This window comes from Streptomyces sp. NPDC089799, assembly GCF_040684755.1.
Lineage (GTDB): Bacteria > Actinomycetota > Actinomycetes > Streptomycetales > Streptomycetaceae > Streptomyces.
In genome coordinates, this window is sequence record NZ_JBFBGR010000048.1 from 38,733 (window position 1) to 51,558 (window position 12,826).

Consider the following 12,826-nt stretch of genomic DNA (forward strand, 5'->3'; position numbering starts at 1 on the left):
ACCCCAAGATATTTCGTTGACGAATGATTCGTCAGCGAAATATCTTCGCCCGGTGACACCGACCTCCCACCTGTGGCGGCTGCTCGCCGGCCGTACCTTCGCCGCCTTCGCCACCGCCCTCATCCCCACCACGCTCACCCTCGCCGTGGTCGGCACCGGCTCGGCCGGAGACCTCGGCCTCGTCCTGGCCTGCGAGATGGTCCCGATGCTGGTGCTGCTGCCGGTGGCCGGTGTGGCCGCCGACCGCTTCTCCGCCCGGCGGGTGGTGCTCGCCGCCGACCTCGTCCGGGCCGCCGCCCAACTCGCCATCGGCGCACTCCTGCTGACCGGGCCGGTCCGCGTGCCCGCGCTGGCCGCGCTGTCCGCCGTGACCGGCGCCGCGGTGGCCTTCGGCACCCCCGCGGCCCGGACGCTGGTGGCCGCCGTGGTCGCCGGACCCGAACGGCTGCGGGCCAACTCCCGGCTGATGGTGGCCCAGGGGCTGGCCTCGGTCGCCGGGCCGGGAGCCGCGGGCGCGCTGATGATGGGCATCGGGGCCGGCTGGTCCTCGCTGCTGACCGGAGCGCTGTTCGTCTGCTCCGCCGTCACCCTCGGCGGCCTGCGCACCCCGCGCCCGGCGCCGGCGCCCGGCGGCCGCCCCGGCTTCGCCGCCGAGCTGCGCGAGGGCTGGGCCGAGACCCGGCGGCACCCCTGGTTCCTCGCGAACGTGCTGGGCCACGGCGTCTGGCACCTGGCGGCCGGCCTGCTGCTCACCCTCGGCCCGCTGATCGCCGTGGAGTCCCTGGGCGGCGAGGCCGCCTGGGTGGTCGTGGCCCAGGCCGGAACCGTGGGCATGCTCGCCGGGGCCTGGGCGGCCGGACGACTGCCGGTGCGGCGGCCGCTGGTCTGGGTGGCCGTCACCTCGGCCGCCTTCGGCCTCCCGCTCGCCGCGCTCGGACTGCGCCTGCCGACCCCGGTGGTGGCGGCCGCGTACTTCCTGGGCCTGGGCGGAGTGGGACTCCTCAGCCCGCTCTGGGAGACCGTCATCCAGCAGCGGGTGCCCGCCGGGGCGCTCGGCCGGGTCGGCTCCTTCGACACCCTCATCTCCTTCGCCGCACGGCCGCTGGGGCTCGCCGCGGCGGCCCCGCTCGCCGCCGTCGCCGGGACCACCGGCCCGCTGCTGGTGGCCGCGGTGCTGGTGGCCGCCGCCAATCTGGGCGTGCTGCTGCTTCCGGACGTGCGGGAACATCCGGCACGGGAGCACACATTCGCCCTGCGATGATGTGTGCGACCGGGGAACGTGGCGGGGACGAGAAGTGCAAGGGGTGTGACCGGATGGCGAGTGTGGGGACCGCGCTGCGGGAACTGCGCGGGGCGCAGAAGTCGGCGAAGGGGGTGTCGCTCTACTCCCGGTTCGTCAACCGGCCGGCCGGGCGGTACCTGGCCGCCGGCTCGTACGCCCTGGGACTCACGCCGAACCAGGTGACGCTGGTCAGCGCCGCCTTCAGCTTCGCCGCGGTGGCCGCGGTCGCGCTGGCCGCGCCCTCCTGGGCGCTGGGCGCGGCGGTATGGGCCGCGCTGGCCGTCGGCTTCGCCTTCGACTCGGCGGACGGGCAGCTGGCCCGGCTGCGCGGCGGGGGCAGCGCGGCGGGCGAGTGGCTCGACCACGTGGTGGACGCCGCCAAGCTGACCGCGCTGCACACCTGTGTGCTGATCGCCTTCTACCGCTTCCCCGACGCGTACGGGACGGAGGCCGACGGCTGGCTCCTGGTGCCGCTCGGCTTCCAGTTCGCGGCCGTGGTCACCTTCTTCGGCGGACTGCTGACCGAGAAGCTGAAGCCGAAGCCCGCGCCGGGGGATCCCGCCGCCGCTCCCTCGACGCTGCGCGCGGTGGCACTGCTGCCGGTGGACTACGGCGTGTTCTGCCTGGTGTTCCTGCTGCTCGGCGGCGGGGAGCTGTTCGCCCTGGCCTACGCGGTACTGGGCGCGGTGGCGGCGCTGTTCCTGCTGGCGTTCCTGGCGAAGTGGTTCCGGGAGCTCAGCGCCGTTCGGCGGTGAGGGTCTCCGGGAGCGGCTCGGCGAGCGCGTCCAGTGCCCGGCGCAGCTGGGTGCTGGACGTGTGCACGGTGTAGGGGAAGTAGACGACGTCCACGCCGACGGCGGCGAAGTCGGCCTCCAGCTTGTCGCCCTTGGGCGTGCCCCGCCAGTCGTCGCCCTTGAAGATGACGTCGAAGCGGACCTGCTTCCAGGTCTCGACCTTGTCAGGCACCGTCTCGACGAAGGCGGCGTCGACGTACTTGACGCTGCGGACGATCTCCAGCCGCTCGACCAGCGGGATCATCGGGCGGCGGCCCTTGGCCAGTTCGGCCATCTCGTCGGAGACCACTCCGGCCACCAGGTAGTCGCACTGACTCCGGGCATGGCGGAGGATGTTGAGGTGTCCGATGTGGAACAGATCGTAGGCACCCGGCGCGTACCCCACGCGATAGGGCCTGCGCGCGGGCGCGCCAAGTTCGGACATGTCCTGCTCCGTCATCTGTTACCCCCCAGCGACCGCACCCCCCGGTGCGGTGGATTAGCAGACAATAGCGTGCACGTTCCGCCTCGTGCGGATGAACGATTAGGGTGGCGTGCGCATCGATCAGGGGGAAGGGGACTGTCAGTGTCCGCATCCGGTCACCGGCGCCTGCTGCTGGTTTCCACCAATTACGCTCCCGAGCACGCGGGCATCGGTCCGTACGCCACGCAAATCGCCGAACACTGGGCGAATTCAGGCCATGAGACGCACGTGTTGGCGGGCATGCCGCACTACCCCTCCTGGTCGCTGGAGCCGGAGTACAAGGGGGCGCTCCGGCGCACGGAACAGCGCGCTGGGGTCACCGTGCACCGGCGTGCGCACACCGTCCCGGCGCGGCAGACCGCGGTGAAGCGGGCCATGTTCGAAGGATCGATCCTGCTGCACGGGGCCGTGGCCCCGCCGCGGATCCCGAGGCCCGACGCGATCCTCGCCCAGATGCCCAGCCTGGCCGGCGGGGTGCTGGCCGCCCGGATGGCCGCGCGCTGGAAGGTCCCGTACGTCCCGGTGGTCCAGGACCTGATGGGCGCGGCCGCGGCGCAGAGCGGCATCAGCGGCGGCGACAAGGCCGCGGCGATCGCCGGGCGCGCGGAGGCGTACGCGCTGAAGCGGGCCACCCTGGTCGGCGTGATCCACGAGACCTTCGTCGACCGGGTGGTCGGCATGGGCGTGGACCCGGCGAGGATCCGCCTGGTGCCGAACTGGTCGCACGTCCCCTCCCCCACCAAACCGCGCGGCGAGACCCGCCGCCACCTGGGCTGGGCGCCCGGCCAGACGGTCGTCCTGCACTCGGGGAACATGGGGCTGAAGCAGGGACTGGAGGTCCTGGTGAACGCCGCCCGCCTCGACCCCGCCGTCCGGTACGTCCTGATGGGCGACGGGAGCCAGCGGGCCGCACTCGCACGGATGTCGGCCGACGTTCCGAACCTCGACATCATCCCCCCTGCGGGAGACGCGGACTTCCCCGATATCCTCGCGGCGGCGGACGTGCTCGCGGTCACGCAGCACGCGGCTGTGCTGGACATGAGCGTGCCGTCGAAACTCACCTCCTACTTCGCGGCCGGCCGGCCGGTCGTCGCCTCCGTGGCGGCCGAGGGCGGCACCGCGCAGGAGGTGGAGCGTTCGGGTGCCGGCGTGCTCGTACCGCCGGAGGACCCGAACGCGCTGCTGAAGGCCGTACGGTCGCTGGCCGAGGACCCGGAGGGCGCGGACGCGCTGGGTTCGGCCGGCCCCCGCCACGTGGCGGCGCACCTGAGCCGTGAGGCGGGCCTGGCCCGCATCGACGCACTGATCGACGAAGCACTGGGGGGAACCCGGCCGTGAACGACAAACACCGCCCGGTGGCGATAGCGGCCGAAGACGAGCCGGACCTCCTGCGGGACCAGTTCAAGCAGCTGCTGCGCTACCGCAGGCTGCTGGGCGCCGGAGTCGGCATCGGCCTGCTGGGCGGTGTCTACCTCGGCGTGTCCTCGGCCGACACCTATGTGGCGACCGCGGACGTGGTGCTCCGCACGCCGACCGACGACCCGTTCAACCCGTCCATCGCGGCGGACAAGACGGTGAACATCGGCTCGGAGCGGCAGACGGCGCTCAGCCGCTCCATCGCCGAGGAGGCGGCGAAGAAGCTGGGCATCGCGGACTCCGCGATCCCGGCGCTGCGCACCGGGCTGCAGGTGACCAACCCGCCGCAGTCCATGGTGCTGCGCTTCACCTACACCTCCGACAACCCGCGGGAAGCCGCCAAGCGCGCCAACGCGATGACGGAGGCGTACCTGTCGAGGCGCCAGGAGTCGCTGGACGCCACCCGCGACAAGATGGTCAAGAGCTACGAGAAGCAGCGCGACCCGATCGCCAAGCAGCTCGACGAGCTGGCCAGGGACATCGCCAGGATGCCGGCCGGTGCCGCCCGCGATGCCGCCGCCTCCCAGAAGACCGACCTGCAGAGCAAGGTCGGCCAGTTCAACGGGCAGATCTCCAAGCTGGACGCCCTGGACATGACCCCGGGCCGGATCACCACCAAGGCCACCCCGCCGTCCTCCTCCGACGGCCCCGGCCTGCCCATGTCGCTGGCCCTGGGCGCGGCCGTGGGCCTGGCGCTCGGCCTGCTCGCGGCCTGGGTGCGGCTGGTCTTCGACCCGGCGCCGCGCTCCGACGGCGACGTCTCGCGGGCCCTGCGGGCACCCGTCCTGGGCTCGCTGCCGCGGGACAAGAGCGCCGGCGGGCCGCTGCTGGCGGCCGGTGAGGAAGACCCGCGGCTGGCGGAGGAGTTCCGCTCGGTGGCCTTCCGCCTCGCCTACGACTCCCGCTTCGCCGACCGGCGCCGCCTGCTCGTGGTGGCCCCGCGCGGCAGCAGCGAGATCGCCGCCGCGGTCGCCGTGAACCTGGCCGCCTCCTTCGCGGAGACCGGCAAGGACGTCCTGCTGATCGAGGCCGACCTGCGCACGCCGGTGCTGGCCAGCCAGCTGCCCACCGACGCGGGCGGCCGTACCCGGTGGAGCCAGATGCCGGGCGGGCCGGGCCAGAACGCGGCCGGGCAGGGCGAGTCGGACTGGCCGGAAGGCCGCCAGCTGGTCGTGGACGCCGGCGAGTCCGGTTCCTTCGACCTGATCCCCGGCGACCGGGTCCGCAACGTGGCCCGCGCGCTCACCTCCGCGCGCGCCTCCCGCCTGATCTCCGAGGCCGACTCCCCCAACTCCACGGTGGTCGTGCTCGCCCCGCCGGTCCTCTCGTACGCGGACGCCCTCGCGCTCGTCGACCGGGTGGACGGCGTCCTGGTGGTCGCCGACCCGCGGGCGGTGCACCGCACCGACCTGGCCCGGATCCGCGAGCTCATCACCGGCGCGGGCGGCACCGTCCTGGGCGCGGTGCTGCACGGTCCGCAGCCGGGCGAGAAGAAGAGCGGCGGCGGTACCCGCCGCGGCAAGCGGACTCCCGGCAACGCCCCCGCGGCCACTCCTGCCCCGGCACCGGCCCCGGCTCCGCGTCCGCGGCAGACCCTGCCCCCCGAGCAGCACATCCCGGGTGACGGCACCGACACGGTGGCGCTGCGGACGGTCCGCACGGGCCGGCGGTGAGCGGACGTCGCGGTATCGCGGCCCTCGCCTCGGTCCTGGACCAGGCGGCGTCCAGCGCCACCAACATCCTGGTGCTGGTGCTGGCGGCCCGCCTGTCCTCGGCGTCGGGCTTCGCCGCCTTCTCGATGGTCTACGTCACCTTCACCGTCCTGCTGGGCCTGAACATGGCGTACGTCGGCCAGACGGTCGTCCTGGAGAAGGCGGAGGAGCGCCTCGGCACGGTCTGCCGCTCGGCGGTCGCGTTCAGCGCCCTCGCGTCGTTCGCGGCCGGCATCGCCCTGGCCTGCGCCGGCGCGCTGCTCCCCGGTGCGACGGGCGGGGCCTTCGAGGCCCTCGGCATGGTCCTCCCCCTGGTCCTGCTCCAGGACGGCCTCCGCTACTGCTTCTCGGCCCTGCGCACCCCGCAGCGGGCCCTCGCGGCGGACACCCTCCGCCTGGCCTGCGTGGTCGCGGCCCTGCTGTCCCTCCCGTCCGGGACCTCGGCCGCGGAACTGGTCCGGGTCTGGGGCCTGTCGGCGGTCCCCGCGCTCCTCCTCGGCCTGGTCCTGCTGCGGCCGTACGTACGGGGGGCGCGCACGGACCTGGCCCCCTACCTGCGCCGGGGGCACCTCGGGCAGCGCTTCGTCGTGGAGTACGCGGTGGGCCAGGGCTCCAGCCAGGTGGCCGTCCTCGGTCTGGGTGCCTTCGCCACCCCCCTCGCGGTGGGTGCCCTGCGCGGCGCGACCACCCTCTTCGGCCCGCTGAACGTCCTGTTCAACTCGGCGAACGCCTTCGCCCCGCCCTTCCTGAACCGCCTCGCGGGCAAGCGGGCCGTCGTACGGGCGACCCTGACGCTGGGCCTGGCCCTGGCGGCGCTGGCGGCCACGGTGGCCGCGGGCCTCTATGCCCTCCCCGACTCCTGGGGCCGCGAACTCCTGGGCGAGACCTGGCCGGCGGCCGCCGCCCTGCTCCCCGCCACCGGCACCCAGTACGCGGTGATGGCCCTGGGTACCTGCGCCCTGCTGACCCTGCGCGTCCTGGACCCCAAGGCCACCCTCTCGGTGCAGGTCGTGTTCTCGCTGCTCTCGGTGGCCTTCCTGCTGGCGGGCTACGCCGCCTGGGGCGCCCAGGGCGCCGCCTGGGGCCTGGCCCTGGGCTCGGCCCTGAAGGCCACGGCCGCCTGGTGGCGCGTCAGCCGCCTCTCACCCGCTCCGGCCGAGGCCGGGAGGGCCCTGCCGGACCCGGTGTGAGGTGCCCGCCCCACGGGGTCAGCGGAGCGTCTTGTTCTTGTCCGTGCGGTACGTCGCCACCAGGGCGAGGCACAGGGCGGCGATGGCGACGCGGCCCGAGGCCTGGAGGAGGGGTCCGCGCAGCAGGATGAAGGAGTAGCCCGCGACCAGGGGGACGACCACCGAGATCAGCGAGCCCGACGGGGTGCTGCGTCTGGCGCGTTTCGCGTAGCGGCGGTCCACCCGGGCGGCGGCGTAGCCCATGGCCGTCAGGCCGGCGGTCATGCCGAAACCGCCGAAGTCGATCCACAGCTCCGCCCAGATCGGGGAGGAGAGGTTGGTGTTGACCGTGCCCATCCACTGGCCGACCATCACGCCGGTGTCCCGCGGCTTGTCCGGCCAGACCGAGCGCGGCACCGCGAAGAAGACGGAGCCCGCGAGCTGGCGGCCGTAGAGGTGGCCGGGGCCGGAGTCGACGTAGGTGATGGTGTTGGCGAACATGCCGATCTGGTCGTAGTCCTTCAGGGCCATCGGCTCCAGGAAGGACGTCGTCTCGACCGGCTTGTAGTTCTTCTCGTCGTACCGGAAGCGGTCCGCGAACGGGAAGACGAGGAGGGCGATCACCACGGCCATGGAGAGTGCCACCCGGTACATCGCCGCGCTCACCGGGAAGACGGTGAAGAGCATCGCGAACATGACCGTCAGGAACCAGTAGCGGGGGTTCGAGATGGGGTTGTTGACGATCAGGTTGAGCATGCACAGCGCCGCCCAGGTGGCGATGATCACCGGCTTGCGGCGGGCGTAGACGGAGGTGACCAGCCACCGGGTGTAGAGCAGCCAGGCGAGCAGCGCCGGGACGGTGCCGAAGCCGCGCAGGAACGCCTGCCCGGCCTGGCTGTCGCCGTTGGAGACGCCCGCCTCCTCGATGCCCGCGATGATCTCCTGGCGGCTGCTGAAGAAGACGGCCGGGCCGCCCAGCTTCATGATGAACACGCCGCTGCACAGGAAGGCCAGGACGGTGAGCAGCTGGAGGCGGCGGCGGTGCGCCATCACCGGCCGCGGTTCCCTGCGCGTGCCGAACACCCCGCCGGCCGGCCGGTGCCGGGCCAGCAGCACGCCCACGTCGAAGGCGATGCAGCCGATCAGCACCAGGGCGACGGCCCACGCGAGGTCGGAACGCGGGCCGACCACGGGGGTCGGGACCTGCCCGAGCACCGCCTGGGCCAGCGGGGCCACGCCCATCGCCATGTAGACGAACAGCCAGAAGGAGCCCTGCAGCAGCTTGCGGCGGCTGGTGAGGACCATCGCGGAGAGCCGGCCGCCCGCGTACATGGTGAGCGCGAGCTGCAGCCAGAACGCGGCGTCGTCGAGGCCGGCGCCGGGCTGCACGGCCACGAACAGCGGCAGGAAGACGGTGAAGCCCAGGGCGAGCGGCACCGACAGCGCGCGGGAGAGCAGGGTGCGCGGGGTGGTGGGCGGGCCCCACTGGGAGGGGTCCTCCTGCGGCACCGGCACCGGGGCGCGCGGCGGCGGCGGCTTGCGTATGTCCGTTGCCACCGTGCCTGCCCCCACCCCTGTGCGATGTCCGGGCGCAGTCTAGTCTGAGCGGGCGGCGCCCGGGGAGGCGCCGCCCGGGGGCCGAGCTCGAAGGGGGGCCAGTGCCGCGCGATCTGACGGCCTTCACGCTGGCCGGTTACGACAAGGGACGCGGGTTCGTCACGCAGGCGCTGTGGTTCGCCGTGATGAACACGGTCTTCATGGCCTGGTTCTGCCCGGCCCGGCTGCGCGTCGCCCTGCTGCGCGCCTTCGGGGCGAAGATCGGCGAGGGCGTGTTCATCCGCCACAAGGTGCGCGTGCTGTGGCCGTGGAAGCTGACGGTCGGCGACCACAGCTGGATCGGCGAGGGCGCCTGGCTGCTGAACCTGGAGCCGGTGACCATAGGCGCCCACGTGTGCGTCTCGCAGGAGGCCGTGCTCTGCGCCGGCTCGCACGACCACCGCGCCGCCGACTTCCGCTACCGCAACGGCCCGGTCACCGTCGAGGACGGTGCCTGGGTGGCCGTACGGGCGACCGTGCTGGCCGGGGTGACGATCGGCCGGCACGCGGTCGCGGGCGCCGGGGCCGTCGTCCACAAGGACCTGCCCGAGCTGACCCTGCAGACCGCGGACGGCTCCCGCCGGCCGGTGGAGGAGCCCAAGTGAGAGTGCTGCACGCGGTCACCCTGCACTCGCCGCAGAATGCTTTCGGCGGCCCGGTGCGGGTGGCTCTGAACCTGTCCAAGGGGCTGCGCGAACGCGGCCACGAGGCCCGCCTGCTGGCGCTCGGCGAAGGCTTCGGCGACCCCTGGCCCACCGATGTGGAGGGTGTCCCGGCCACGCTGTTCCCGGCCCGCCGGCTGCTGCCGCTGGGCTTCTCCGGGATGACCTCCCCCGCGCTGCTGGCGAGGGCGGGGCGGCTGGTGCGGGACGCGGACGTGGTGCACGTGCACCTGGCCCGCGACCTGGTGACCCTTCCGGTGGCACTGGCGGCCCTGCGGGCAGGGCGGCCGCTGGTACTGCAGACCCACGGCATGGTGGACCCGAGCGGCAAGGCCCTGGCGAAGGTGCTGGACGCGCTGGCGGTCCGCCGGCTGCTGCGCGGGGCGGGCGCGGTGCTGTACCTGACCGGGCACGAGAAGCAGGGGCTGGAGGCCGTGGTCGGCGGGGCGCTGCCGCAGGCGGTCCGGCTGGTCAACGGCACCCCCGCGCAGGAGGAGCGGCCGCCGCCGGCGGGTCCGCCGCGGATCCTGTACGCGGCGCGGCTGCAGGCCCGCAAGCGGCCGGTGGACTTCGTGGACGCGGTGCCGGAGATCCTCCGCGCGCACCCGGACGCCGAGTTCACGGTGGCCGGCCCGGACGAGGGCGAGCAGGCCGCCGTCCTGCGCAGGATCGCGGAACTGGGCGTGGCGGACCGGGTGTCCGTACCGGGGCCGCTGAGCGGGCGGAACGTGCTGCGGGAGCTGCGCCGGGCGCACGTGTACGTGCTGCCGTCGGTGGACGAGCCGTTCCCGATGTCGGTGCTGGAGGCGCTGTCGGTGGGCGTGCCCGCGGTGGTGACCCACTCCAACGGCCTGGCCCGGGACATCGCGGAGGCGGGCGCCGGTCACGCCGTCACCCCGGGACCCGAGGGGGTCGCCGGGGCGGTCCTGGACCTGCTGGACCCGGAGGCGAACCGGGCGGCGTCGCTGGCCGCGCGGAAGCTGGCGGCCGAGTCGTTCTCGATGGACGCGGTGCTGGACACGCTGCTGTCCGTGTACGGGGGGCTGGGGCGGGGCGGGAACGCCTGATCGGGGCCGACTTGTCGGGCACCCTGGTCGGGGCCGACTGATCGGGACCGCCTGCATCTGACGGCCCGGCCTCGGCCGACGACGGGTCAGGCGGCCCGTCAGACGCGGCGGGTCAGGCGCGGCGGGTCAGGCGCGGCGGGTCAGGCGCGGCGGATGAGGATGTCGCCGTAGCCGCTGCGGATCCGGATCTCCGCGGTCTCGTCGGTGGCGGCGGGACCGGCGGTGGCACCCAGGTCGTTGTGCAGGGCCCCGAAGTCGGTGTGGGCGTCGAGCCAGGCCGCGGTGGCCCGGCGGATGCCGACCTCCACCTCGCCGACGCCGGTCTCCAGGACCACCCGGCCGCGCGCGACCTCCCCGATCCGGATCGCGCCGTTGGAGGAGCGGGCCTCGACGCCCGCCCCGGCGGTGCCGACGGTGATCGGGCCGTTGGAGGACTTGGCGCGCAGCTCTCCGTCGACGGCGCCGAGCAGGGTCTCGCCGTTCCCGTTGCCGACGAGGGCGCGGCCGGCGATGCTCGCGACCTCGGTCCGGCCCGAGCCGGTGATGTCGGCGTCGCCGCCGACCTCGCCGACGCGGATGTCGCCGTGCTCGTTGCGGAGGTTGACGTGGTGGGCCGCCTCGACCCGGAGGTCGCCGGAGGCGGTCTTCAGCCGGCAGTCGCCGAGCGGGCCGGCGGTGACGATGTCGCCGACGGCGGTCACCGCGTCGACGTGGGAGCCGGCGGGCAGTTCGACGGCCACCTCCAGGGAGGGCGAGCGGCCGAACAGGACGCGCTTGCCGGGACCGCGGACGGTGAGGACTCCCCCGGCGAACGAGACCCGGGTGGCCTCGGCGGCGCGTACGTCGGCGTCGCTGCCGGGCCTGCCGGGGTTCACCGTGACCACGGTCTCCGGGCGCTTGCCCGCGGTGATCCGGATCGAGCCGACCTCGATGTCGACGGTGGCGGTGATGGCGTCGGGCGTGGCGAAAGAAGGCATGGCCGTGCCGTCCTTTGGGCTCGGTGGGGTGGGCAGTGGGCGGCGGCCGCAGCTGCGGGGTGCGCTCGCGGGTGCTTCTGCGGCCGGGCCGCCGGTGTCACGCGTGCGCCGCCGCGGGCGCCGGGCCGGCCCCGCAGGTCAGCGGACCCAGCCGGTGAAGCCCTGTTCGCCCCGGCGGAAGCGGGCGGGTGCGGCCGGGGCCGCGGGCTGCAGGGCGGTGGCGGCGGCCCGTACCAGCCAGGCGTTGACGGAGAGGCCTTCCGCGGCGGCGGCCTCCTCGACCCGGGCCTTGAGGTGGGCGGGGAGCCGGAAGTTGATGCGGGCGGTGGTGCCGTCCTCGGCGTCGGCGGGTACGACCGGCACCGGCGGCGGGGCCGGCGCGGCGGGCGGGGCGCTCTCGGCCCCCGTGCCGGGCGGCGGGGCGGTGACGACGAACTCGGGGTCCAGGCCCCGCAGCCGTACGTCGACCGAGCCTGGCGCCAGTTCCCGGGTGACCTCGACCATGGCGGCCGAGAGGGCGTTCAGGAGGGTGAGCCGGGCGGCGGACTCCAGCGGGGCGGTGAGCCGCTCCGCGAGGGCCCGGGCTTCGTCCCCGCCGGCGTTCGCGGCGACGGCGAGCTCCTGGCGGAGGTGGTCGACGTAGGGGGTGAGGTCCATGAGCCATGATGGCACGGGAGTGGCGCCATATGCAAGCCTTGCTGGCGCCACGCTGGCGCCGCAGTGGCACCTCGATATGGCGCCGTTGACGAGTGCGGGTCCGCTGGTGCTTTCCGCGCTCCGCACGGGACCCGGGTGCGCGGACGCCGAAGCCCCCCGGCCCGGTGGGGCGGGGGGCTTCGGTGTGGTCAGGTCAGGCCGGGAGCCAGGCGTAGCAGCCGGCCGAGACGAACTCGGCGGTGCCCGCCGGGATCTTCGCCGTGACCGGGGCGCCCGGCTTGGCACCCGTGTCGGGGCCGGAGGCCAGGACCGCGCCGTTCGCCGACTTCGCCTGCCAGGAGCACGACGCGGTCGGGGTCGCCGCACGGTAGGTGCCGGCCGCCGGGGACTTGCGGGTGCCGTCCCCGAAGCCCTTCTCCGCCGCCGCCAGCACCGGCTTCTGCTCCGGGCAGAGGTAGGTGACCGCGTCCTTGGCACCCACGATCTCGCCCGAGACGATCGCCGCCACCGCGGCGTTCCTGTCGCGCTTCGCCGTGCGCTCGATGCGCTGGCACGAATCCTGCCCGGTCTGCAGCACCGCCGCCGGGTCCGTCTTCTCCGGCACCCGGCCGCTCAGGTACTTCTTCTCGTTGTCCTTGAAGGAACCCGTGGCCGGCGTCAGCTTCGCGTCCGGCAGCACCGGACCGGTCGGCTTCGCCGCCGGCGGGGTCGGCACCGCCGGGGCGGCGGAGGAGTCCGCCGGGTCCGGGACGGAGGAGGCGGCCGGAGGCTTCGGCTTCGCCTCCGCGGCCGGCTCGTCCCCGCCCGAGCTGCAGGCGGTGAGGGACAGGGACAGGACGGTGGCCAGCAGAACAGCAGCCGCTGCCGGGCGTCGGTACATCACAGGGCTCCCGTGTTACTGGTGGGGCGGGGTGGGGCAGGTGTGGCGAGGTGTGCCGAGAGGCTGAGCATCCGCGTACGGAGACGGGACCACCGCCGTGGTCGCCGCCGCCGGAACCATGACGCGGCGCCAGGTCGAAGCGATGGGCCAC

Annotated in this window: 12 protein-coding genes; 7 read left to right on the top strand and 5 right to left on the bottom strand. The window is 74.3% G+C overall.

Going from position 1 to position 12,826, the window contains the following annotated elements:
- Positions 1 to 52 precede the first annotated feature (52 nt).
- Together AB0O36_RS33990 and AB0O36_RS33995 are read left to right on the top strand one after the other, a co-directional pair.
- The gene (locus AB0O36_RS33990; RefSeq protein ID WP_365117090.1) at positions 53 to 1,261 is read left to right on the top strand and encodes an MFS transporter; all 1,209 of its coding nucleotides are present in this window, start codon (positions 53 to 55) and stop codon (positions 1,259 to 1,261) included.
- A gap of 53 nt (positions 1,262 to 1,314) precedes the next feature.
- The gene (locus AB0O36_RS33995) at positions 1,315 to 2,037 is read left to right on the top strand and encodes a CDP-alcohol phosphatidyltransferase family protein (protein WP_365117092.1); all 723 of its coding nucleotides are present in this window, start codon (positions 1,315 to 1,317) and stop codon (positions 2,035 to 2,037) included.
- Here the strand turns inward: AB0O36_RS33995 and AB0O36_RS34000 are convergent.
- Positions 2,018 to 2,500 (bottom strand): adenylyltransferase/cytidyltransferase family protein, encoded by a 483-nt coding sequence (locus AB0O36_RS34000; RefSeq protein WP_365117093.1) that lies wholly within the window; start codon positions 2,498 to 2,500, stop codon positions 2,018 to 2,020. The genes AB0O36_RS33995 and AB0O36_RS34000 overlap by 20 nt on opposite strands.
- A 171-nt stretch (positions 2,501 to 2,671) precedes the next feature.
- Here AB0O36_RS34000 and AB0O36_RS34005 point away from each other — a divergent pair, with 171 nt between their 5' ends.
- Genes AB0O36_RS34005 through AB0O36_RS34015 form a run of 3 tightly spaced genes read left to right on the top strand, consistent with a single transcriptional unit; the run spans position 2,672 to position 6,857 of the window.
- Positions 2,672 to 3,877, top strand: coding sequence for a glycosyltransferase family 4 protein (locus tag AB0O36_RS34005; protein ID WP_365117119.1), 1,206 nt, complete (start codon positions 2,672 to 2,674; stop codon positions 3,875 to 3,877).
- Positions 3,874 to 5,628, top strand: a complete 1,755-nt coding sequence (locus AB0O36_RS34010; protein ID WP_365117096.1) for a lipopolysaccharide biosynthesis protein — start codon at positions 3,874 to 3,876, stop codon at positions 5,626 to 5,628. Before AB0O36_RS34005 ends, AB0O36_RS34010 begins: the two co-directional genes overlap by 4 nt.
- On the top strand, positions 5,625 to 6,857 hold the full coding sequence (locus AB0O36_RS34015) for a hypothetical protein (protein ID WP_365117098.1): 1,233 nt from the start codon (positions 5,625 to 5,627) through the stop codon (positions 6,855 to 6,857). The genes AB0O36_RS34010 and AB0O36_RS34015 overlap by 4 nt, the downstream gene beginning before the upstream one ends.
- An 18-nt stretch (positions 6,858 to 6,875) precedes the next feature.
- Here AB0O36_RS34015 and AB0O36_RS34020 read toward each other — a convergent pair whose 3' ends face one another.
- Complete coding sequence (locus tag AB0O36_RS34020; RefSeq protein WP_365117122.1) at positions 6,876 to 8,351, bottom strand: hypothetical protein; 1,476 nt, start codon at positions 8,349 to 8,351, stop codon at positions 6,876 to 6,878.
- Between the two features lie 143 nt (positions 8,352 to 8,494).
- Between AB0O36_RS34020 and AB0O36_RS34025 the strand changes: the two genes are divergently transcribed.
- Together AB0O36_RS34025 and AB0O36_RS34030 are read left to right on the top strand one after the other, a co-directional pair.
- Positions 8,495 to 9,037 carry a WcaF family extracellular polysaccharide biosynthesis acetyltransferase gene (locus AB0O36_RS34025; protein ID WP_365117100.1) on the top strand — a complete coding sequence of 181 codons (543 nt, stop codon included), beginning with the start codon at positions 8,495 to 8,497 and terminating at the stop codon, positions 9,035 to 9,037.
- Positions 9,034 to 10,161 carry a glycosyltransferase gene (locus AB0O36_RS34030; protein WP_365117103.1) on the top strand — a complete coding sequence of 376 codons (1,128 nt, stop codon included), beginning with the start codon at positions 9,034 to 9,036 and terminating at the stop codon, positions 10,159 to 10,161. Before AB0O36_RS34025 ends, AB0O36_RS34030 begins: the two co-directional genes overlap by 4 nt.
- Positions 10,162 to 10,301: 140 nt before the next feature.
- Here the strand turns inward: AB0O36_RS34030 and AB0O36_RS34035 are convergent, their stop codons facing one another.
- The 3 genes from AB0O36_RS34035 to AB0O36_RS34045 form a co-directional block, all read right to left on the bottom strand.
- Positions 10,302 to 11,138, bottom strand: coding sequence for a hypothetical protein (locus AB0O36_RS34035; RefSeq protein WP_365117105.1), 837 nt, complete (start codon positions 11,136 to 11,138; stop codon positions 10,302 to 10,304).
- Between the two features lie 138 nt (positions 11,139 to 11,276).
- A complete protein-coding gene (locus AB0O36_RS34040) occupies positions 11,277 to 11,795 on the bottom strand; it encodes a toxin-antitoxin system HicB family antitoxin (protein WP_365117107.1) in 519 nt (172 codons plus the stop codon).
- Between the two features lie 193 nt (positions 11,796 to 11,988).
- On the bottom strand, positions 11,989 to 12,675 hold the full coding sequence (locus AB0O36_RS34045; protein WP_365117108.1) for a hypothetical protein: 687 nt from the start codon (positions 12,673 to 12,675) through the stop codon (positions 11,989 to 11,991).
- Positions 12,676 to 12,826: the final 151 nt, after the last annotated feature.